A 20,905-nucleotide genomic window follows, 5' to 3' on the forward strand; every position below is an offset into this window, starting at 1 on the left:
ACCGATGTCGGCCGAACCCTCGCCGCCGCCCCTGCTGCGGCTGGCCGGTGCGGGGATGGTCCTGCCCGGTCCGCACGGCACCGCCTGCACCGGGATCGGCACCTTCTGGGACCTGATCCGCGACGGTGTCAGCTGCCTGTCGCCGTACGCGCACCCCGAGTTGCCGCTGCGGCTGGCCGGAACCGTGAACGGCTGGAACCCGCTGACGGAGCTGCCGCTGCCGGAGCGGACCCTGCGCCGCTCCTCCCGGGCCGGGCTGCTCGCCACCGCCGCGGTGCGCCAGGCGCTGGCCCACGCCGGCCTCACCGCCTCGGACCTCGACCCGGACCGCACGGCGCTGGTCGCCGCGTCGCTGCAGTTCGCGTTCCCCGAGTCCGAGCGCTACTACGCGACCGCCCAGGCCAAGGGCATGACCGCGATCGGCATGGACTACTGGCTCACCGGGACCCCGCCCAGCGTCGTCGGCACGGTGGCCTCCGCGCTCCAACTGCCCTGCCAGACCCTGAGCGTGGCCGGCTCGTGCAATGTGGCGCTGCGCGCGCTCCAGGTCACGCAGCAGATGTTCCGCTGCGGAGACATCGACCGGGCCGTCGTGGTGGGGGTCGACCAGACCGTCGACCCGGTCTTCGTCGCCGGGACCGCGCACACCGGGCGCAGCGGCTACCGCGCGTCCTCGCTGTCCGGCGACCCCGCCGACGTACGGCCGCACGACGAGACGCAGACCGGCAACGCCACCGGCGAGGGCGCCGTCGCCCTCGTCCTGGAGAACCCCGCGGCCACCGGCGCACGACCGGGACTGCTGCACCGGGCGCATCTGCGCAGCTCCCGCAGCAACGGCCCGTCCACGGTGGCCACCGGCCCCCCGGACAACGTCGTGCGCGACATCCGCGCCGTGCTCGCTTCGGCCGGCCGGACACCCGGCGACGTGGCCTTCGTCAACGACTACGCGGACGGCAACCGATTCGTCGAGGACCACCTGTGCCAGGCGCTGACCTGGGCCCGGGAGGCGACGGGCTACCGCGGCGAGCTCGTACTGACCAACCAGGAGGCGGTGTTCGGGCACGTGGCCGGGACCGGCGGTCTGGTGAAACTGCTCGGCAGCCTGCTCATGCTGCACCACGGCCGGATCGCGCCCAGCGCCAACACCGTCGTGCCCTACCGGCACCTGCCGGGCACCCCCGTGCTCGCCGGGGGGCGGCCGACCACCGGCGACAGCGCCCTGGTGCTGTCCTCCGGGGCGGGCGGCGACGCCACGAGCATGCTCCTGGAACACGAAGGCGGCGACCTGCCATGACCGACGTCCACAGCGCGGCCGAGCTGCCCGCCGCGGCCGACGCGGGGCACGACGCGCCCCGTGCGCCGTTCGGCGCCCGTGTCGTCATCGACGCCTCCGGCGCCGGCCCCGCCGCGGCCGACGCGCTGTCCGGCGCCCTGGCCGGCCTCGGGTTCGCGCCCGAGGCCCCGTACAAACACTCCGGGCCGCCCGGTGCCTACTGCGCGCTGCTGATCGGCGAGGAGGCCTACGGCGCGGACGCCGCGCGCGGCCTCGACCGGGGCCGCGTGCTGGCCGCCGCCGACGCCATGGCCGCCGCCGGCCGGGGCCGGCTGGTACTCGTCACCGACGCCGGCAGCGGCACCCACACCGGCACCGACCCCGAGCGGCACGCCCGGCTCGCCGCCGACCTGGCCTGGTGGCAGCACCTGGCCACCGGCATGGCCGGGTACGGCGTCGCCGCCAACACCGTCCGCACCGGCTACGCCCCGGCCCTCGGCCACGCGCTGCCGGCCACGGCCGAGGCCGGGCTGCTGCGCTACCTGGTGCAGCGCCGGGCCACCACCGCCGCCGACGTGGCCGGCACCGTGGGATTCCTGCTGTCCGCGGGCTGCTCCTACCTGATCGGCGAGACGGTGCCCGTCGACGGCGGCGCGGGCCTCGGCCAGATCCCCGCCCTCGCCGACGCGGCGGCGGCCCCCGCCCCGGCGCGGCCGTCCCGTGAACCGTCCCAGGAGCCGTCCGCGGCACCGCCGGTGACCGGACCCGGCACCGCCGGCGCCCGCGTGCTCGTCACCGGCGCGAGCAGCGGCATCGGCCGGGCCGCGGCGCTGCACCTGGCCGAACGCGGCGCCGACCTCGTGCTGGCCGCGCGCCGCACCGAGGCCCTGGACGACGTGGCGTCGCAGATCACCGCCCTGGGACGGCGGGCCTGGACGCTGCGGTGCGACCTGGCCGACCCCCTCGACGCCGCCACGCTGGGGGAGCGCGCCCAGGAAGCCGCGGGCGGGGTGTCCGGACTGCTGTACGCGGCCGGACACCTCGGCTTCAGCCCGCCCGGCGGCGACCCGGCCTCCGCCGGCCGCACGTTCGCGGTCAACCTGCACAGCTACATCGCTGTCGCCGAGGACCTGACGAGCCGTTGGCGCCAGGACGGCGTGCCCGGGTCGCTGGTCGCGGTGGCCTCGGTCAGCTCGACGCTCAGCCCGGTGGCGGGCCTGGACTACTACGGGGCCAGCAAGGCCGCGATGGTCCAGTACACCCGCTGCCTGGCGGTGTCGGTGGCCCGCCACGGCATCCGGGCCAACTGCGTCGCGCCGGGCATCATCGAGACACCGATGGGCGACGCCGCCGGTCCCGCCCACCGGCGCGGCTGGATCAGCCGCATCCCGGCCGGCCGGGTCGGCCTGCCCCAGGAGGTCGCCGCGGTCTGCGGCCACCTGCTCGGCCCCTCGGCCGCCCGGGTCACCGGCGCGGTCCTGCGCGTCGACGGCGGTTTCGGACTCGGCGACATCGCCCCTCTGCGTCCCGGTCACACCACCAAGGAGCCCGCGTGAACGACCCGTTGAGCACCGCCCTCTACCCGGAGGTCGCCCTGGTGGCGGGCGCGTCGTCCGGGATCGGCGCGGCCGTGGCCGAGCGGGTCGCCGCACGCGGCACCGCCGTGGCACTCGTGGGGCGCCGTGCCGCGGAACTGGACGCGGTCGCCGACCGCATCCGTGCCGCGGGCGGCGTCGCCCTGCCGCTGGCGATGGACCTGGCCGGGCCCGGCGCCGCGGAACGGGCCGTGACCGGGGCCGAGCGGGTCCTCGGCCCGGTCGACCTGCTCGTGTGCAGCGCGGGAACCGTCCGGCTGGCGCCCATCCACGAGAGCGAGGAGCGGCACTGGCACCGGCAGCTGCAGGTGAACCTCACCGTGCCGTTCCTGCTCGCGCGCCATGTGCTGCCCGGTATGCGCGAGCGCGGCTACGGATGGGTCGTCACCATCGGCTCGGGCGCCGGTGCGGAGGTCGTCCCGGGCACCGGCGGATACGGCGTCAGCAAACACGCCCTCAACCGGTTGACCGAGCTCATCCACGAGGAGAACCGGGACCACGGCATCCGCGCGGTCACCGTCGCCCCCGGCTGGGTGGCCACCCGGCTCGCGGCCCGCCCCGCCGACCTCGGCGTGTCCGACGACGACGTCCTCACCCCCGACGACATCGCCGACACCGTCGACTGGCTGCTGCAACGCCCCGCACGGGCCTGCGTGGGACCGGTCATCCGCATCGAGCCGACCGCGAGCCGGGCCGCCACCCGGCACGCCATGACCGACCACATCAACGGCACCCCCGATACGCCGGCCCACGCCCGTCCGGTCAGGGAGACCACCCCATGAGCCCGCACAGCGCCCGGCCCGTGGACGAGTGGGCCGGCGCGGCCACGCAGTCGTTCGCCGACTTCGCCGACCGGGTCGACGGCGACGACGGCGTGCCGCTGCGCGCCCGGCAGTCCGGCGGCGTCGCCACCCTCACCCTGGACCGGCCGCACCGCCGCAACAGCCTGACCGCCGGGCTCTCCCGGCACCTGCTGCTGGGGCTGCTGTGCGCCGGCGACGACACCAGCGTGCGCGTCGTCGTCATCACCGGCAACGGCGGGGCCTTCTGCGCCGGAGACGACGTCGACAGCGTCCGGCGCTGGAGGCTCGGCGACCGCGCCGACGCCCCCTTCGACCCGCTCACCTCCGACGCGCACTACCTGCGCGTCTGCGAGGCGATGCTCCACCTGCCGAAGCCGGTCGTCGTCGCGCTGACCGGCGCCGCGGCGGGGGCGGGGGCCGAGATCGCCTGCGCGGCGGACTACCGGCTGGCGGACACCAACGCGGCGATCGGCAGCTGCCTGGCGGGTGTCGGGCACGTCGGCAACGTCGTGCTGATGTCGCGGCTCACCGGGCCGGCCCGGGCCACCGAGATCTACCTGACCGGACGGATGGTCGCGGGCGAGGAGGCGCTGCGGCTGGGCCTGTTCGACCGGCTGTGCGCGCCCGATGAGCTCGACGGTGAACTCGGCGCGCTCACCGCGGCGTTCGCGGCCCTGCCCACCGCCTCCGTCGGCCTCTTCAAGGAGCTGCGCGAACGCAGCTGGGGCCAGCCGGCGGAGTATGGGCTGCGGCTGCAGGACGCGTACCACCTGCGGACCCACGCCACCGTCGCCGACGCCGCCGAGGGCCTGGCCGCCTTCACCGAGAAGCGGCGGCCCCGCTTCACCGGCGCCTGACCCCCTGCCCGCCCGGCGGGCGGAAGGCCAGGCCGCCCACACCCCCGGAGCGATGTGAACACGCCCGCAACGTCCCCCGCCGACAGCGCCCCGGGCGACCGCCCGCCCGTCGTGGACGCCTGCTCGCTGGTCTACGACGACATCGGATGGCGCCTGTACCTCGCCCGCCTGGCACACAACGCCCCCGAGTACCTGGACGTCTTCTCCGGCGCCTTCTGCCGCACCTTCGGTGCCGCGCACCAGGACTACCGCGACGCGCTCGCCCGCCGCTGGCAGGACGCGGTCGACGTGCTGCTGCCGCCCGGGCGGCCGCGGTTCGACCTCGACGCCCATCTCGCCGCGCGGCAACGGCAGGGCGTGGTCGCCGAGTTCGCCATGGGATCGCAGGAGCTGCGCCCGGACGGGCGCACCGTCAACGCATGGCTCCTCGACACCACCGCCGCCGTACGCGACCGTGTTCACGTCTGGGCCGGCATCGGCCTGCGCGACCCGGCAGCGGCACTGAGGGAGCTGGAGCGGGCCGTCGCCGGGGGAGCGCGAGGGCTCTGCGTCATCCCGTTCCTGGACGGCACCGACCCGCTGGACCCGCGCTACGCCCCGGTGTTCGACGCCGCCGCCGCGCTGCGCCTGCCGGTGTGGCTCCACACCGGCCACCACTTCGCCGCACGGTACCCGACCGGCCTCGGCAGCTGGCGGACCGTCGAGACCCTCGCCTCCCGCCATCAGGACCTGCTGCTGGTCGCGGGCCACGCTGGCTGGCCCGACGTCCAGGACATGCTCCTCACCGCCGCCCGCCACCCGGGTGTGTACCTGGAGTTCTCCTCCCACCGCCCGCGCCGCATGCCCGCCCCGGGCTCCGGCTGGGCCCCGCTCCTGCACCACGCCACCAGCCTGGCCCGCCACCGGGTCCTGTTCGGCACGTCCACCTGGGTCAACCCCGTCCCCGTCGCGGTCCTCGCCGACGAACTCACCGCGCTCCGGCTGCCCTCCGACGTGACCGCGGCGTGGCTCCACGGCAACGCCCGAGCGCTGCTGGCCCGCAGCGAGGGCGAGGTCTGAGCCCCGGACGCGACCGCGCTCAGGCGGTCCAGCAGTACAGGCGGTGTCCCCGCCCGCCGATGCCGCGGGCGAGAGCGGCCAGGTCGCCCAGGATCAGGACCGCCGTCTCCGGGTCGATCACCTCGCCGTCCGCCGCCCGATCGAGGGACCGGGTGCGGCCGGCCTCGGCGATCCGGTCCGGGCCCGCGACGGCGAGCGCCTCCGTGAGAGCCGTCGACACCGCGAGCAGCAGGGGGCCTTCCCCGTCGTCGGGGCCGGCGACGACCTCGGGTTCACCGGCGGCGACGAGCTCCTCGAAACCGCGGCCGGTGAGGATGCCCTGCCACTCGACCAGTGCCTCGTCCGGGTCGAAGTTGCCGAAGTACGACGACTCGAAGACCCCTTCGGGGCCGCGCTCCACGACGGCGGCGGCCGCCTGGTGGTCCGGGGCGGCGAAGAACCTGACGATGACGCTCACGCCGGCATGGTGCCCGGAACCGGGGCTCCGGGTCCACTCGCGGGCCTGCCGGCCAAGTCCCGCCGCCGAGCGGGCCGGTGGGAGGACATCCGCGCGGTTGGGGGGTCCGTCGGGGGATAGACGTCCGCATCCTCGGGTAAGCAGGCTCGGGGGCCCGCAGCCGCGGGGGCCCGTCGGCGCACCTGGGTGCGCTGCCACGTCGGCACATGTAGGGATGGACACGGTGGCATCTGGAGTCGTGAAGTGGTTCAACGCCGAAAAGGGCTTCGGCTTCATCGCACAGGACGGGGGGCCGGACGTGTTCGCCCACTACTCCAACATCGTCGGTAACGGCTACCGCGAGCTCCAGGAAGGCGAGCAGGTCACCTTCGAGGTGACGCAGGGCCAGAAGGGCCCGCAGGCGGAGAACATCGTTCGCGGCTGATCCGCCCTCTGCTCGCGGGCCGTGCCCGTACGAGCGGGGCCGCCCTCCGCCGGGAGGACGGCCCCGCTCGTCGTGCTTCCGGCCGACACAGGGCGCTGGTGCCCGCGGGGTCGCGGTGACGAGAGCGCGCCTTGAGACACCCTTGACTGGCGCGTGAACTTCTTATGGTATTGGCGTTCTTGTCGAGACCCATGTGAAGGAGAGTCGTGAGACCCAGAGTCTTAACGACCGTCATCGCCGGCGCTCTCATACTCTGCAGCGCGGCCATCGCGCCCGTCGCCCAGGCCCGGGGCCCGATCCCGGCCGGCGGCGACGCGGACGAGGTCAAGGTGTTCCGCGCGGAAGTCACCAAGAGCCAGATCCCGTTGCTGCTCGAAGCGGGGCAGGACGGCCACGAACTGAGCGAGCAGGCGCCGGAGAGCGGCACCGCCACGGTCGAGGTCTACCTCACCGACCGGCAGGCCGCGCAGCTCGAGGAGAAGGGCGTGCCCCTCACCGAGCACGCCCTCGCCGCCAGGTCCGAGGCGCGCGTGCAGAGCGCGGCCGAAGGCGTGTTCCGGCCGTACAGCGGGGCGGGCGGCATCAAGGAGGAGATCCTGGCCGCGGGCCAGGCGAACCCCGGTCTGACCAAGGTCGTCTCCATCGGCAAGACGGTGCGCGGCCAGGACATCCTGGCGCTCAAGCTCACCAAGGACGCGAAGAGGTCCAAGGACGGCTCGAAGCCCTCCGTGCTGTACATGTCCAACCAGCACGCGCGGGAGTGGATCACGCCGGAGATGACCCGCCGGCTGATGCACTACTACCTGGACCACTACGCGACCGACGCGCGCATCAAGAAGCTCGTCGACTCCACCGAGCTGTGGTTCGTCGTCTCGGCCAACCCGGACGGCTACGACTACACCTTCCAGGACCCGGGCAAGCGCCTGTGGCGCAAGAACCTGCGGGACGTCAACAACGACGGCGTGATATCCGCCGGCGACGGCGTCGACCTCAACCGCAACTTCGGCTACAAGTGGGGCTACGACGACGAGGGCTCCTCGCCCAGCCCCGCCAGCGAGACCTACCGCGGCGCGAGTCCCGCCTCCGAGCCCGAGACGCGCGCGCTGGACGCCTTCGAGAAGCACGTCGACTTCACCTACGGCATCAACTACCACTCCGCCGCCGAACTGCTCCTGTACGGCGTCGGCTGGCAGGTGGCGACCGACACCCCCGACGACGTCCTGTACCGTTCGCTCGCCGGCACGCCGGACAACTCCGCCATCCCCGGCTACCACCCGCAGGTCTCCTCGGAGCTGTACACGACCAATGGCGAGGCCGACGGCCACGCCTCCAACGTCAACGGCATGGCGATGTTCACGCCCGAGATGTCGACCTGCCAGACCGCTTCCAACAGCGACCCGGACGACCAGTGGCGGGCGGCCGACTGCCAGTCCGTCTTCAACTTCCCGGACGACGAGACGCTGATCCAGCAGGAGTTCGAGAAGAACATCCCCTTCGCGCTCTCCGTCGCGGAGACCGCCTCCCACCCGGACACCCCGTCCTCCTCGGTGGGCCTGGACGCGGCCGACTTCACGCCGGCGACCTTCACCACGTCGTACTCCCGCGGCTCCGACCAGGAGGTCTCGGTCGTCGTCCGTGAGGCGCTGCGCGACAAGAGGCTCAACTACCGTGTCAACGGGGGCCCCGCGAAGGGTGAGGCCCTGCACTCCTGGAACGGCGGCGAGACCTACGGCGGCGAGGACAACCTCTACTTCGACGAGTACCGCGCCAAGGTGAGGGACGGCGACCCGGGCGACACGGTCGAGGTCTGGTACACCGGGGAGACCAAGAGCGGCGAGCGGGTCTCCAGCACGCACTTCAGCTACACCGTGGCCGACCGGCCCAAGGCGGATGTGCTGGTCGTCGCCGAGGAGGGCGCCGCGGCCACCCAGACCCAGGTCTACGTCGACGCGCTCAAGGCCAACGGCCAGAAGGCGGCGGTCTGGGACGTCGCCACGCAGGGCGTGCCCGACGCGCTCGGTGTCCTCGGGCACTTCCGCACGGTGGTGCACTACACCGGCGCGGCCGCGCCCCGCAACGCCACCCAGCTGCAGCTGCGCGCCTTTCTCAACGAGCGCGGCAAGGTGATCGAGGCGGGCGAGCAGGCCGGCGGGTCGGTCGACCTCGGTGGCGGCAACCTGTCCAACGACTTCAGCCAGTACTACCTGGGCGCCTACTCGCGCACGTCGACGGCCGGGCCCACCGCCTTCACCGGGTCCGGCGCGCTGGGCGGCGTCGGCGGTCCCCTCGGCGCCGCGCCGGGCAATCCGCTGGACCGGGCGGGCACGTACCGCGTCACCTCGGACAACCTCGCGCCCGAGGACTACCCGCAGTTCACGAGCGCGGGCGCGGGCAAGTTCGACGGGACCGCGCCTCCGAACGCGCCGTACGCGGGCTCCTTCATGGCCGCCGCCGTCCACGCCGACGACGCGTACAACCGGCTCACCCGCACCATCGACCTGACCGGGGTGAGCGCGGCCCAGGCGCCCGCGCTCCGCACCCGTCTACTGTGGAGCACCGAGCCGGGCTACGACAACGCGCTGCTGGAGATCCACACCGTCGGCGCGGACGACTGGACCACACTCCCGGAGACGGGCGGCGCCACCGGCACCGACGTGCCCGCGGAGTGCGAGGCCGGCTTCTACATCGACGAGCACCCGTGGCTGAAGCACTACCTGACCCCGGGGACCGACGGCTGCACCGCGACCGGCACCACCGGGCAGTGGAACAGCTTCACCGGCTCCTCCGCGGGCTGGCAGCCGGTGAACTTCGACCTCAGCGCCTACGCCGGCAAGACGGTCGAGGTCTCGCTCAGCTACGTCACCGACCCGAACTCCGGCGGCCAGGGTCTCCAGGTCGACGAGGCCTCGCTCGTCATCGGCGGCGCGGTCACCGAGACCGAGGGCTTCGAGACCTCGTTCGGCCCGTGGACCGTCGCGGGGCCGCCCCCGGGCAGTCCCGCCCTCGTCCACGACTGGGCGCGCACGGGTGCGCTGTTCCAGACGTACGGAGCGGTCACCACGGAGGACACCGTGCTGCTGGGCTTCGGCCTGGAGCACCTGGCCTCGGCGGCCGACCGCGCGGCACTGCTCGGAAAGGCACTCGGCGCGCTGCGTCGGTGAGGCGCACCGCACACTGATCGTCCGGCGGGCGGTCCGCATCCCTTACGGGGGCGGGCCGCCCGCCCCTTTTGTCCGTTGAGTGCGCATCTCGCAGGCGTGGGCACCGGTAACGCCGCGTCATGCCTGCCGGGCCGAGGGGTGGTCGGTGCCCTTGATGGCATTTAGGACATTTCGCTCAAAATAACGCGTATCGACGTGCGTTTCCAAACAACTTCTTGACACCCGGCGTCATCGCGGCCATGGTTCCTGACATCGCTCGTTTAAACCGGTTCAAACGCCAAGTGACGCAAGCGCTTCGCCGTTATTGCACCGTTATGCGAGCACAGAACGTGTTGCTTCCGGCGTCGAAGGTGCCGCCGGACGGCGTGCCTCGACGCGCGCCGCCCGACGGAGCCCACGATGCCGAGGTGGCGCCCGTCCGCAGCCGTCCCCGGAGAGTTCGCCATGGCCAGACGCCCCACCATCGCCGATGTCGCCGCGCTGGCCGGCGTGTCCAGGGCCACGGTCTCGTTCGTCCTCAACGACCGCCCCGGAGTGGCCGCCGCGACCCAGCAACGGGTCCGCGCGGCCGTCGAGAAGCTGGGCTGGACACCGAGCCGCAGCGCCCGCGCCCTGTCGACGGGCCGGGCCCGCGCGGTGGGCCTGGTGCTGACCCGTGAGCCGGACCTGATCGGCAGCGACCCCTTCTTCCCCGCCTTCATGGCGGGCATCGAGTCGGTGATAGCCGACTCCGGTGACGGACTGATGCTGCACGTCTGCCGGCCCGAGCGCGAAATGGACACCTACCGCCGCCTGGTGGACGACCAGCGCGTGGACGGGGTCTTCCTCACCGACCTCCGCGTGGACGATCCCCGGCCGGGGCTGTTGCGGGAACTGGGTCTGCCCGGCGTGGCCGTGGGGGCCGACGGCGGCATCGAGGGCCTGGCCACGGTGAACCTGGACGACCGTCCCGTGGTCGCCGGTGCCGTACGCCACCTGGTCGAGTTCGGTCACCGGAACATCGCCTACGTCGCCGGCCCCGAGGAGTACCTGCACGCCCAGCGGCGCCTGCGGGCCTGCCAGGACGCTCTCGCCGAGGCGGGCCTGCCCCCGTGCCCCGTGCTGCCCGGCGGGTTCACCGCCGAGGGCGGCGCGCTGGCGACGCAGGCGCTGATCTCACGCCCCGACCGGCCCACCGCCATCGTGTACGCCAACGACCTGTCGGCGACCGCGGGCATGGCGGTCGCGCAGGAGGCGGGCCTGAGACTGCCCGAGGACCTCTCCGTGGTCGGCTTCGACGACGTGCCGCTGGCCTCCTGGACCCGCCCCTCGCTCACCACCGGACGTGCCGACGCCGCCCGTTGGGGCCGTGCCGCCGCGCTGGCCCTGATCGAGACGATCGATACCGGCGCGACCCCGCATGTGGAACTGGAACCCGCGGCGCTCATGCTGCGCGGTTCCACGGGTCCGGCGCCCAGTGGGAGACCGCATCTCTGACCGCGCCCCGCGCGCCCCCGACGTTTTTCTCTCCTGAAGGCAGTCACCGTGGCCGGACGACGCCTCGGAACAGCCGTTTCATCCGCATTTGAGAAGATGGAGCACACCGCAATGAAGAAGACCCTCCTCGGAGTACTCTCCGCCGTGGCCCTGACCGTGCCGCTCGCCGCGTGCGGCAGCGGCGGCTCCGGCACCGGCGGCGGTCAGGACGCCCACGGGCCGATCACCGTCTGGTACTCCAACAACGCCCAGGAAGTCGCCTGGGGCAAGAGCATGGTCGCCGACTGGAACGCCGCCCACCCGAAGGAGAAGGTGAAGGCGCAGGAGATACCGGCGGGCAAGAGCTCCGAGGAGGTCATCGGCGCGGCCATCACGGCCGGCAACGCCCCGTGCCTGGTGCTGAACACCGCCCCCGCCGCGGTTCCCGGCTTCCAGAAGCAGGGCGGCCTGGTGGCCCTCGACGACTTCCCGGGTGCCGAGAAGTACCTCCAGGAGCGGACCGGCGAGCGGCTCTCCCAGTACGCCTCGCCCGACGGCAAGCACTACCAGATGCCCTGGAAGAGCAACCCCGTCATGATCTTCTACAACAAGCAGCTGTTCAAGAAGGCCGGCCTGGACCCCGAGCACCCCGAGCTCGCCACCTACCAGGACTTCCTGAACACCTCGCGCACCCTGGTCAAGAGCGGTGTGCACGCCGCCATCTGGCCCGCGCCCACCTCCGAGTTCTACCAGTCCTGGTTCGACTTCTACCCGCTGTTCGCGGCCCAGACCGGCAAGCAGCTCGTCGAGGACGGCAAGGCCCAGTTCAACTCGCCCGACGGCGTCAAGGCCGCCGAGTTCTGGAAGACCATGTACGCCGACCACCTGGCGCCCAACGAGCAGTACAACGGCGACTCCTTCGCCGACGGCAAGGCGGCCATGGCGATCGTCGGCCCGTGGGCGGTCTCCGTGTACGGCGACAAGGTCAAGTGGGGCGCCGTGCCGGTCCCCACCGCCACCGGCGCGGCCGCCAAGGGCACCTTCAGCGACGAGAAGTCGATCGGTATGTTCACCGCCTGCCAGAACAAGGGCACGGCCTGGGACGTCCTGAAGTTCGCCACCAGCAAGGAGCAGGACGGCAAGCTGCTGGAGGCCACCGGCCAGATGCCGATGCGTCACGACCTCGTCACCACGTACCCCGCGTACTTCGCCTCGCACCCCGAGTACAAGACCTTCGCCGAGCAGGCGGACCACACCGTCGAGGCCCCGAACGTCCCGAACTCCGTCGAGATCTGGCAGACCTTCCGCGACGCGTACACCAAGTCCGTCATCTTCGGGAAGGGCGATGTGAGCAGCGCCCTCAACGAGGCTGCGGGCAAGGTCGACGGCCTCGCGAAGCAGTGAGCCGACGCCATGTCCTCCACGCAGCATGACCTCGTCCGCCCCGGGCCGGCCCGGCCCGGGGCGCGCCCCCGGGCCGGCCGCGGGCCGCGCGCCGGCGGGCTGCGGTTCGCCGGCCGGCACCCGATCGGCATCGCCTTCGTCTCCCCGTACGTGCTCTACCTGGCCGCGATCTTCCTGTACCCGCTCGGCTTCGCGGTGTGGATGTCCTTCCACGACTACTTCTTCGCCGCGCCGGGCGCCCAGGTCGACCGCCCCTTCGTGGGGTTCGCCAACTACACCAGCGTCCTGACCGACCCGGCGGTGTGGCACTCCTTCCTCAACATCGCGATCTTCCTGGTCATCAACGTGCCGCTGACGGTGGGGGCGTCCCTGGTGCTCGCCACCGCCCTCAACTCCAAGCTGCGCGGGCGCGCGTTCTTCCGCACCGCCTACTACGTGCCGTACATCACCGCCAGCGTCGCGGTCGTCGGCGTGTGGCTGTTCCTGTTCAACTCCAACGGACTGGTGAACCAGGCGCTCGGACCGCTGGCCCCCAGCCCGTCGTGGCTGGTCAACTCGCACCTGGCGATGCCGACGATCGCGGTGTTCGTCGCCTGGAAGCAACTGGGCTTCTTCATCGTGCTCTACCTGTCGGCGCTGCAGAACGTGCCCGGCGAGCTCTACGAGTCGGCCTCGCTCGACGGCGCCGGCAAGGTGCGGATGTTCTGGTCGATCACCGTCCCGGCGGTGCGCACCGCGACGCTGCTGGTGCTGGTCATGGCGACGGTGACGGGCGCGAACCTGTTCACCGAGCCGTATCTGCTGACCAGCGGCGGCGGTCCGGACGGCGCGACCACCTCGCCCGTACTGCTGATGTACCAGCGCGGTCTGCAGCAGGGCCACCCGGACGAGGCCGCGGCGATCGGCGTGATCCTGGTGGTGCTGATCACCGCCGTCTCCCTGGTCTACCGCCGCGTGCTGGAGAGGGACTGACATGGCCGACGCCCACGCCCCCACCTTGATGCACGCTCCGGTGCGTCACACGCCGCACCGGCACACGCACACCCGCGCGCGCCGCATCCTGTCGCGCCTGGCGCTCCTCCTCGGGGCGTTCGCCTTCCTCTTCCCCTTCTACTACATGCTCATCGGCTCCCTCCAGCGTGAGCCCGACAGCAGCCCGGCCGGGGCGTTCCCCCGCCCGGGGAACCTGTCCCTGCACAACTACTCCGAGATCAACTCGGCGATCTCGCTGGGCCGCTCCCTGGTCAACTCCGGGATCTTCACCGGCGGCGTCATCATCTGCACCACCGTCTTCGGCCTGCTGGCGGGATACGCCCTGGCCCGGCTGCACTTCCGGGGCAAGGGGACCACCTTCGCCATGGTGCTGCTGGTGCAGGTCGTCCCGTTCCAGCTGCTCATGATCCCGCTGTACGTGCTGATCGTGCGGGACTACGGCCTGGCGGACTCCTACCTCGGCATGATCCTGCCGTTCGCCATCAACACCAGCGCGGTGTTCATCTTCCGGCAGTTCTTCCTGCAACTGCCGCAGGCGATGTTCGAGGCCGCCCGCATCGACGGCGCCAGCGAACTGCAGATCCTGCTCCGCATCGCGATCCCGCTGTGCAAGCCGGCGATCGCCTCGGTGGTGCTGCTCAGCTTCACCGGGCCGTGGAACGAGTTCCTCTGGCCGTTCCTGGTCACCAAGGAGCAGAGCATGCAGCCGCTGGCGGTGTCCCTGGCCAACTACATCAGCACCGTCTCCTCCGCCGCCGCCAACCCGTTCGGCGCGATCCTGGCCGGCGCCTGCGTGCTGGCCGCGCCCGCGGTGGCCCTCTACCTCGTCTTCCAGAGCCGCTTCACCTCCACCGACATCGACTCCGCCACGAAGGGCTGAACCCCTGTGAACGACCGCACCACCGGCACCACCTCCGTCCCCTACCGCCTCACCCGCGTCGGCGTCGTGATGTCCCCGCTGCCCGGCGAGGCCACCGAGGCCGAGGGCGTGCTCAACCCGGCCTCCGGCCGTACCCCCGACGGCACCCTGCACCTGCTGCCCCGCCTCGTCGCGGAGGGCAACATCTCCCGCGTCGGCCTCGCCGAGGTCGTACTGGAGGACGGCGTGCCCACCGGCGTCGAGCGCCGCGGCGTCGTCCTCGCCCCCGACGCGGGCTGGGAGCGCGGCAAGAACAACGCGGGCGTCGAGGACCCCCGCACCACCTGGATCGAGGCCCTCGGCCTGCACGTCATGTCCTACGTCGCCTACGGCCCGCTCGGCCCCAAGCCGGCGCTGGCCGTCTCGAAGGACCTGGTCACCTGGGAGCGCCTCGGCCCGATCCAGTTCGCCTACCAGGCCGACCTCGACACCGACCTCAACCTCTTCCCGAACAAGGACGTCGTGCACTTCCCCGAGCCCGTGCCGGGCCCGGACGGCGAGCCCGCCTTCGCGATGCTGCACCGCCCGATGTGGGACCTCGGCTGGTTCCGGCCCGGCGAGGGCGTGCACCTGCCCGCCGGCGTGACCGACGAGCGCCCCGGCATCTGGATCTCCTACGTGCCCGTCGCCGAGGTCGAGAAGGACCTCAGCGCCCTGGCCCGCCCCCGCGACCACCGCCTGGTGGCCCTGTCCGAGCACCCCTGGGAGGAGCTGAAGATCGGCGCCGGTCCGGCCCCGATCCGGGTCGAGGAGGGCTGGCTGCTCATCCACCACGGCGTGTCCGGCAGCATCGACGACCCGTTCGCCCAGCAGCAGAAGGTCAGCTACGCCGCGGGCGCGATGATCCTCGACCCGCAGGACCCGGCGCGCATCCTGGCCCGCACCGACGAGCCGCTGATGGCGCCGGAGACCGAGGAGGAGCGCTCCGGCACCGTGCCCAACGTGGTGTTCCCGACCGCCATCGAGGAGATCGACGGCGTCCGCTACGTGTTCTACGGCATGGCCGACGCCCACATCGGCGTCGCCCGTCTGGACCGCGTGCAGTGACCGCCCTCGGTGTCGGCCTCGCCGGCTGCGGCGCCTTCGGCGCCTACCTGCTGGACGCGATCGCCGGCCTTCCGGACGTACGGATCGTGGCGTGCGCCGATGCCGACCGCGACCGTGCCGCCGCCCTCGCGCGGCGGCACGGAGCCGCCGTCTGCCCCGACGCGGACGCACTGGCGGCGTTCCCCGGAGTGGACGTGGTGGCACTGGCCACCCCGCCCGTCACGCACGCCGACCTGGCGGTCGGCGCGCTGCGTGCCGGACGGCACGTCTTCAGCGAGAAGCCGATGGCCACCACCCTCGACGACGCGCTGCGCGTGGAGGCGGAGGCCGGCCGTTCCGCCGGTGTGCTCGTCGTCGACCACGTCCTGCGCTACAACCCCGTGCTGCGCGTGCTGGAGCGGCTGCGCGGGGAAGGGCTGCTGGACCCGCTGGTGCGGTTCGCCTTCGAGAACGACGCCGCCGACGAGGCACTGGACCCCGGCCACTGGTTCTGGGACCCCGCGCACAGCGGCGGCATCCACATCGAGCACGGCGTGCACTTCTTCGACGCCGCCCGCGCCCTCATGGGGAGCGACCCCGTCGCCGTCCAGGGCACGGCCGTCCGCAGGGACGGCGGTGATCCGGCGGGCGTCGTCGACATCGTGGTCGCCACCGCCACGCACCCCGGCGGCGCCGTGGCCACCCACACCCACTCCTTCACCCACGCCCACCGTGCGGAACGCCAGTTGATGCGCCTGGACTACGGCTTCGCCGAGGCCCGCGTCACCGGCTGGATCCCGACCTACGCCACGATCACCGCCTGGACGGACGAGGACGGAGCCCGCCGCTGGGAGCGACTCCCCGGCCGCGCCGCCGACCTGCTGGCCGTCCCCGGCCTGCGGCCGCACGGCGAGGAGCGGATCGCCGTCTTCGTGGAGCGCGACGCGGGCTCCGCCGGGCCCGCGCGGGGCCGCGGCGTGGTGCGTACCGTGCCCCACCGGGTGACCTGCGTGGTCGACCTGGGCGGCGAGGCCCGCAAGCAGCATGTGTACGCCGAGAGCGTGCGCGCGGCCTTCGCCGACCTGGTGCGCTGCGCGACCGACGGCGGCACGCCCGTGGCGGACGCCGCGTCCGGCCGGTCCGCGGTCGCCGTCGCGGAGGCGGCCACGCGGTCCGCGGAGACCGGCCGCACCGTGCTTGTCCCCGCTCCGCCGACCTTCGAGAGGACCCTGTGAGCACCCCGGAACCGGAGTCCGGCACGCCCTGGTGGCGCGACGCGGTCTGCTACGAGATCTACCCGCGCTCCTTCGCCGACGGCAACGGCGACGGCGTCGGCGACCTCCCCGGCGTCACCGCGCGGCTGGACCACCTGAGCCGGCTCGGCGTGGACGCGGTGTGGATCACCCCGTTCTACCCGTCGCCGCTGGCCGACGGCGGCTACGACATCGCCGACCACACCGCCGTCGCCCCCGACCTCGGCACCGAGGCCGACTTCGGCGCGTTCGTGGCCCGCGCCCACGCCCTGGGCCTGCGCGTCCTCATCGACCTCGTCCCCAACCACACCTCGGACACCCATCCCTGGTTCCGCGAGGCGCTGGCCTCCGCGCCGGGCTCCGCGGCCAGAAGCCGCTACCTCTTCCGCCCCGGACGCGGCGCGCACGGCGAACTGCCGCCCAACGACTGGCAGTCCGCGTTCGGCGGCCCCGCGTGGACCCGCGTCCCCGCACCGGACGGCGGCACGGGGGAGTGGTACCTGCACCTGCACGCGCCCGAGCAGCCCGACCTCGACTGGCGGCACCCCGAGGTCGTCGCCGACTTCGAGCGGATCCTGCGGCACTGGCTGGACCGGGGCGTCGACGGCTTCCGCGTGGACGTCGCCCACACCCTTTTCAAGGCCCCCGGCCTCCCCGACGCCGGACCCGGCCAGCACCAGGACATCCTGCGCAACCACCTGATGCCGTACTACGACCAGGAGGAACTGCACCCGCTGTTCCGCACCTGGCGGCGGCTCCTGGACACCCACCCGGCGCCGCCCGGGGCGGTCCCGCCCGGGCAGCGCGTGATGGTCGCAGAGGCCGCCGTCTTCGACCCCGCCCGGCTGGCCCGCTACGTCAGCCCCGGCGAGATGCAGCAGGCCTTCAACTTCGCCTTCCTCGAGAGCCCTTGGGACGGGACGGAGATGCGCGGGGTCATCGAGCGCTCGGTGGCGTCCATGCGCGCCGTCGGGGCCCCGGTCACCTGGGTCGCCTCCAGCCACGACGCCGTCCGGCCCGTCACCCGCTACGGCGGCGGCCCCCTCGGGCTGCGCCGGGCCAGGGCCGCGGCGCTGCTGATGCTCGCGCTGCCCGGAGCCGCCTACCTCTACCAGGGCGAGGAACTGGGCCTGCCGCAGGCCGACATACCGGACGACCGGCTCCGCGACCCGCTCTGGGAGCGGTCCGGCCACCGCGAACGCGGCCGCGACGGCTGCCGCGTGCCCCTGCCCTGGGAAGGGACGGCCGCGCCCTACGGGTTCAGCACCGCCCCCGCGGACGACTGCTGGTTCCCGCAACCCGGCGACTGGGCGGACCTCACCGTCCGTGCCCAGGAGGACGACCCGGCCTCGATGCTCGCCCTCTACCGCGCCGCGCTGCGCCTGCGGCACGCCGCGCCCGCCCCGGTGGCCGCTGCCCCCGAGGTCGAGGGCCCGGCGGACGGCTCCTGGCTCGCCTTCGACCGCGGACCCGGACTGCGCTGCCTGACCAACTTCGGCCCCGACCCTGTTCCCCTCGCGGCCGGGGACGAGGTCCTGCTGGCCAGCGCCCCGCTGGAAGGCCCCGCGGTGCCCGCGGACACCACGGTCTGGCTGCGCCGGCCGTCCTGAGGGGCGGCGGTGGTCGCGGAGGTGAACGATCCGCCGCAGCGGTGGGCGGGCCGGCGCTCCGTCCGCCGCCGGACGACGTCGAAGGGCGGTTCGCCCGCCCGCTCAGCCGTCCTGCTGGGCCACGACGAGGGCGTCTCCGGTCTCCGTCCGGTAGTACAGCACGGACCGGCCGGCGCGCCTGCGCCGAACCAGACGGGCGTCGAGCAGCACCTTCAGATGGCGCCCCACCGACCCCAGGCCCTGGCCGGTGAGGGCGACCAGCTGCGTCGTGCTCTTCGGAGTGCCGAGGAGTACGAGGACCGCCGCCCGCCCGGGACCGAGCAGCGCGCCCAGCGCCTCGGGGACCCGCGGCCGCCGGCCCGCCTCCGCCAGGGCCCCCGAGCACGGGTACACCACGGCGTACCGCCGCGGCTCGTCCCACGAGACCCAGCCCGCGGCGGGGGTGACGGGCACGAACATCAGCCGGGCGCCTGACAGGTCGCGCGGGGGGTAGTCGCGGGTGTTGACCTGCAAGCGGCCGTCGCCGAGCCAGCGCATGCCCGGACGGATCTCGTCCAGCGCCGCGGCCCAGCCGCCGCGGCTCAACTGCGCGGTGCGCGCCACGATGTCCGCCTCGATGACGCGCCGGCGCCGCTGCCAGTCCGGCAGGACGGAGCGCGTCCACACCCACGTGACGATCTCCGCGGCGCGCTCCGGCAGATCCGGCCGGCGCAGCGACGGGGGGAGCGGGCCGTCCGCCGACACCGCGAGATGCGCGAGGGCGAGGTCCGGCGGGGTGTCCCGGATCCGGGACAGTTCCTCCTCGAACCCGGGGTTGCCCTCACCGGCGGGCGTGGGGGTCAGGAAGTCGGCGTTCCAGGCGCGTCCGAGCGCGGTGCGCACGAGCAGCGCGGTCACCGGGTCGCCGGCCAGCCGCTCCCGGTACGCGGGCAGATGGGCGTCCAGCCAGGCCCGTTCGCCGGGGTGGGCGGGGGTGCCCCGGTCGAGGAGTTTCAGGCTCGCGACGGCTTCCGCCAGGGGCGAGACGACGAACCGGCTGCCCACCAGCGTCTCGGTGTTCACCAGCCACCAGCCCACCGCGTACCTCCCGTCGTTTCGCGTCCGCGCGAAACATTAAACGCCCGGCGAGCCGCCATCGAGACTCCGTGTCATGCGCACCTACCAAGGCCTCTTCCGCACACCGGAGTTCACGCCGCTGTTCCTCATCGCCACCGCCCAGGTGGCGGCGCAGACGGTGGGCGGGCTGGCCCTGAGCACCCTCGTCTACGACGCCACCGGCTCGCCGCTGCTCTCCGCCGTCGCCATGTTCGGTCCGTCCCTCGCGCAGGTGGTCGGGGCGACGCTGCTGCTGTCCGCGGCGGACCGCCTGCCGCCGCGGGCCGCGTTGAGCGCGGTGTCCCTGTTCTTCGCCCTGGGCACAGGCGCCCTGGCCGTCCCCGGGCTGCCCCTGTGGGCCGTCTTCGCCATCCTGTGCGCCGAGGGCCTGGTGGCCTCCGTGGGCGGCGGGGTCCGGTACGGCCTGCTCCACCAGATCCTCCCGAAGGGCGGCTTCCTGCTGGGCCGTTCGGTACTCAACATGTCGACCGGCACCATGCAGATCTGCGGCTTCGCCGTCGGCGGCCTCCTGCTCTCCGCCCTGTCACCGCGCGGAGTCCTGCTCGTCGGCGCCGCCCTGTACCTCACGGCGGCGGCCGCCGCCCGGCTCGGCATCGGCGCGAGACCGCCGCGCGCGGTCGGGCGCCCGTCGCCCGCGGAGACCTGGCGGACGAACGTCCTGCTCTGGTCCGCCCGGCCCCGCCGCACCGTGTACCTCGCCCTCTGGGTGCCCAACGGCCTCATCGTCGGCTGCGAGTCGCTCTTCGTGCCGTACACGCCCGCGCACGCGGGGGCGCTGCTGGCCTCCGCCGCCTGCGGCATGCTCGTGGGCGACACACTGGCGGGCCGGTTCCTTCCGCCGCGATGGCGCGAGCGGGCGGGCGCGGTGCTCCGGCTCCTCCTCGCCGCCCCCTACCTGCTCTTCGCCCTGCACCCCGGGCTGCCCCTCGCGGCCGGCGTCGTCGCCCTCGCCTCGGTCGGCTACGCGGCGAGCCTGGTGCTCCAGGAACGCCTGATGTCGCTCACCCCTGACGAACTCAGCGGCCACGCCCTCGGCCTGCACTCCTCCGGCATGCTCGCCTGGCAGGGCCTCGGCGCCGTCCTCGCCGGCACCGTCGCCCAGCACACCTCCCCGGCCACCGCGATGACCGCACTGGCCGTCGCCTCCGTCACCGTCACCCTCCTCCTGGCCCCCGGCCTCCGCCCGGTCCCGGCGCCCGTCCACCCCGCCGTCACGTGAAGCGCGGCAATTAACCGCTCAGGCCGCGCGTCGCCTTCACCGGCCCGGGCCGCGTGTGTTTTTATCGCGAAAGCGAAGGCAATGACGATGGCAATGAGCCGACACACTCGCCGTCATCGCTCCGCGGTGGCGCATGCGCAAGGCCGTGTCGGTCCGCAAATCCCGCTCGGCGAGCAGACCCCATGGGGAGACGTGGCAGAAGGCTGATCGGGTGCCGGCCCCGGCGGCGGCGCACTCACGTGGTCCTCATCTTCCCCTTCAACCCCTGACCACTCGGACAC

At 73.3% G+C, this 20,905-nt stretch carries 17 protein-coding genes; 15 read left to right on the forward strand and 2 right to left on the reverse strand.

Annotation, left to right across the window (positions count from 1 at the left end; genetic code table 11):
* Nucleotides 1-4: 4 nt before the first annotated feature.
* The 5 genes from ACIP98_RS18770 to ACIP98_RS18790 are packed head-to-tail and all read left to right on the forward strand — an operon-like array spanning nt 5 to nt 5,587.
* Nucleotides 5-1,294, forward strand: a complete 1,290-nt coding sequence (locus tag ACIP98_RS18770) for a beta-ketoacyl synthase (protein WP_319659356.1) — start codon at nt 5-7, stop codon at nt 1,292-1,294.
* On the forward strand, nt 1,291-2,829 hold the full coding sequence (locus tag ACIP98_RS18775; protein WP_401976909.1) for an SDR family NAD(P)-dependent oxidoreductase: 1,539 nt from the start codon (nt 1,291-1,293) through the stop codon (nt 2,827-2,829). The genes ACIP98_RS18770 and ACIP98_RS18775 overlap by 4 nt, the downstream gene beginning before the upstream one ends.
* On the forward strand, nt 2,826-3,650 hold the full coding sequence (locus ACIP98_RS18780; protein WP_319659354.1) for an SDR family oxidoreductase: 825 nt from the start codon (nt 2,826-2,828) through the stop codon (nt 3,648-3,650). Before ACIP98_RS18775 ends, ACIP98_RS18780 begins: the two co-directional genes overlap by 4 nt.
* Nucleotides 3,647-4,528, forward strand: coding sequence for an enoyl-CoA hydratase-related protein (locus ACIP98_RS18785; protein WP_319659353.1), 882 nt, complete (start codon nt 3,647-3,649; stop codon nt 4,526-4,528). The genes ACIP98_RS18780 and ACIP98_RS18785 overlap by 4 nt, the downstream gene beginning before the upstream one ends.
* 54 nt (nt 4,529-4,582) lie before the next feature.
* On the forward strand, nt 4,583-5,587 hold the full coding sequence (locus tag ACIP98_RS18790) for an amidohydrolase family protein (RefSeq protein ID WP_319659352.1): 1,005 nt from the start codon (nt 4,583-4,585) through the stop codon (nt 5,585-5,587).
* Nucleotides 5,588-5,606: 19 nt separating this feature from the next.
* On the opposite strand, the gene ACIP98_RS18795 is transcribed toward ACIP98_RS18790, so the two are convergent.
* The gene (locus ACIP98_RS18795) at nt 5,607-6,044 is read right to left on the reverse strand and encodes a hypothetical protein (RefSeq protein WP_319659351.1); all 438 of its coding nucleotides are present in this window, start codon (nt 6,042-6,044) and stop codon (nt 5,607-5,609) included.
* A gap of 223 nt (nt 6,045-6,267) precedes the next feature.
* Here ACIP98_RS18795 and ACIP98_RS18800 point away from each other — a divergent pair, with 223 nt between their 5' ends.
* The 9 genes from ACIP98_RS18800 to ACIP98_RS18840 all read left to right on the forward strand — a co-directional run bounded on the left by ACIP98_RS18800 (nt 6,268) and on the right by ACIP98_RS18840 (nt 18,289).
* Nucleotides 6,268-6,468 carry a cold shock domain-containing protein gene (locus tag ACIP98_RS18800; RefSeq protein ID WP_319659350.1) on the forward strand — a complete coding sequence of 67 codons (201 nt, stop codon included), beginning with the start codon at nt 6,268-6,270 and terminating at the stop codon, nt 6,466-6,468.
* 206 nt (nt 6,469-6,674) lie between these two features.
* Complete coding sequence (locus ACIP98_RS18805; protein WP_319659349.1) at nt 6,675-9,629, forward strand: M14 family zinc carboxypeptidase; 2,955 nt, start codon at nt 6,675-6,677, stop codon at nt 9,627-9,629.
* Between the two features lie 444 nt (nt 9,630-10,073).
* The gene (locus ACIP98_RS18810) at nt 10,074-11,105 is read left to right on the forward strand and encodes a LacI family DNA-binding transcriptional regulator (RefSeq protein WP_319659348.1); all 1,032 of its coding nucleotides are present in this window, start codon (nt 10,074-10,076) and stop codon (nt 11,103-11,105) included.
* Nucleotides 11,106-11,216: 111 nt separating this feature from the next.
* Nucleotides 11,217-12,488, forward strand: coding sequence for an extracellular solute-binding protein (locus ACIP98_RS18815; protein WP_319659347.1), 1,272 nt, complete (start codon nt 11,217-11,219; stop codon nt 12,486-12,488).
* A 9-nt stretch (nt 12,489-12,497) separates the two neighbouring features.
* Nucleotides 12,498-13,460, forward strand: a complete 963-nt coding sequence (locus ACIP98_RS18820; protein ID WP_319659346.1) for a sugar ABC transporter permease — start codon at nt 12,498-12,500, stop codon at nt 13,458-13,460.
* A gap of 28 nt (nt 13,461-13,488) precedes the next feature.
* The gene (locus ACIP98_RS18825; protein WP_319659656.1) at nt 13,489-14,361 is read left to right on the forward strand and encodes a carbohydrate ABC transporter permease; all 873 of its coding nucleotides are present in this window, start codon (nt 13,489-13,491) and stop codon (nt 14,359-14,361) included.
* Nucleotides 14,362-14,430: 69 nt separating this feature from the next.
* A complete protein-coding gene (locus ACIP98_RS18830; RefSeq protein ID WP_319659655.1) occupies nt 14,431-15,447 on the forward strand; it encodes a glycosidase in 1,017 nt (338 codons plus the stop codon).
* Entirely contained in the window at nt 15,444-16,661 is a 1,218-nt protein-coding gene (locus tag ACIP98_RS18835) for a Gfo/Idh/MocA family oxidoreductase (protein ID WP_319659345.1), read from the forward strand. The genes ACIP98_RS18830 and ACIP98_RS18835 overlap by 4 nt, the downstream gene beginning before the upstream one ends.
* Nucleotides 16,658-18,289, forward strand: coding sequence for a glycoside hydrolase family 13 protein (locus tag ACIP98_RS18840; protein WP_401976912.1), 1,632 nt, complete (start codon nt 16,658-16,660; stop codon nt 18,287-18,289). Before ACIP98_RS18835 ends, ACIP98_RS18840 begins: the two co-directional genes overlap by 4 nt.
* A 102-nt stretch (nt 18,290-18,391) precedes the next feature.
* Here the strand turns inward: ACIP98_RS18840 and ACIP98_RS18845 are convergent, their stop codons facing one another.
* Complete coding sequence (locus tag ACIP98_RS18845) at nt 18,392-19,366, reverse strand: transcriptional regulator (protein ID WP_319659343.1); 975 nt, start codon at nt 19,364-19,366, stop codon at nt 18,392-18,394.
* Between the two features lie 73 nt (nt 19,367-19,439).
* On the opposite strand from ACIP98_RS18845, the gene ACIP98_RS18850 reads away from it, so the two are divergent.
* Entirely contained in the window at nt 19,440-20,624 is a 1,185-nt protein-coding gene (locus tag ACIP98_RS18850) for an MFS transporter (RefSeq protein ID WP_401976914.1), read from the forward strand.
* The last annotated feature ends 281 nt before the right edge of the window (nt 20,625-20,905 follow it).

The organism is Streptomyces sp. NPDC088354 (assembly GCF_044753585.1).
In the GTDB taxonomy this organism is placed as follows: domain Bacteria; phylum Actinomycetota; class Actinomycetes; order Streptomycetales; family Streptomycetaceae; genus Actinacidiphila.

Excerpts from the sequence above, each read along its gene's own strand:
- ACIP98_RS18785 (WP_319659353.1), top strand. The coding sequence starts at position 3,647 with ATGAGCCCGCACAGCGCCCGGCCCGTGGACGAGTGGGCCGGCGCGGCC.
- ACIP98_RS18810 (WP_319659348.1), top strand. The coding sequence starts at position 10,074 with ATGGCCAGACGCCCCACCATCGCCGATGTCGCCGCGCTGGCCGGCGTG.
- ACIP98_RS18830 (WP_319659655.1), top strand. The coding sequence starts at position 14,431 with ATGTCCCCGCTGCCCGGCGAGGCCACCGAGGCCGAGGGCGTGCTCAAC.
- ACIP98_RS18775 (WP_401976909.1), top strand. The coding sequence starts at position 1,291 with ATGACCGACGTCCACAGCGCGGCCGAGCTGCCCGCCGCGGCCGACGCG.
- ACIP98_RS18770 (WP_319659356.1), top strand. The coding sequence starts at position 5 with ATGTCGGCCGAACCCTCGCCGCCGCCCCTGCTGCGGCTGGCCGGTGCG.
- ACIP98_RS18820 (WP_319659346.1), top strand. The coding sequence starts at position 12,498 with ATGTCCTCCACGCAGCATGACCTCGTCCGCCCCGGGCCGGCCCGGCCC.
- ACIP98_RS18850 (WP_401976914.1), top strand. The coding sequence starts at position 19,440 with ATGCGCACCTACCAAGGCCTCTTCCGCACACCGGAGTTCACGCCGCTG.
- ACIP98_RS18825 (WP_319659656.1), top strand. The coding sequence starts at position 13,489 with ATGCACGCTCCGGTGCGTCACACGCCGCACCGGCACACGCACACCCGC.
- ACIP98_RS18815 (WP_319659347.1), top strand. The coding sequence starts at position 11,217 with ATGAAGAAGACCCTCCTCGGAGTACTCTCCGCCGTGGCCCTGACCGTG.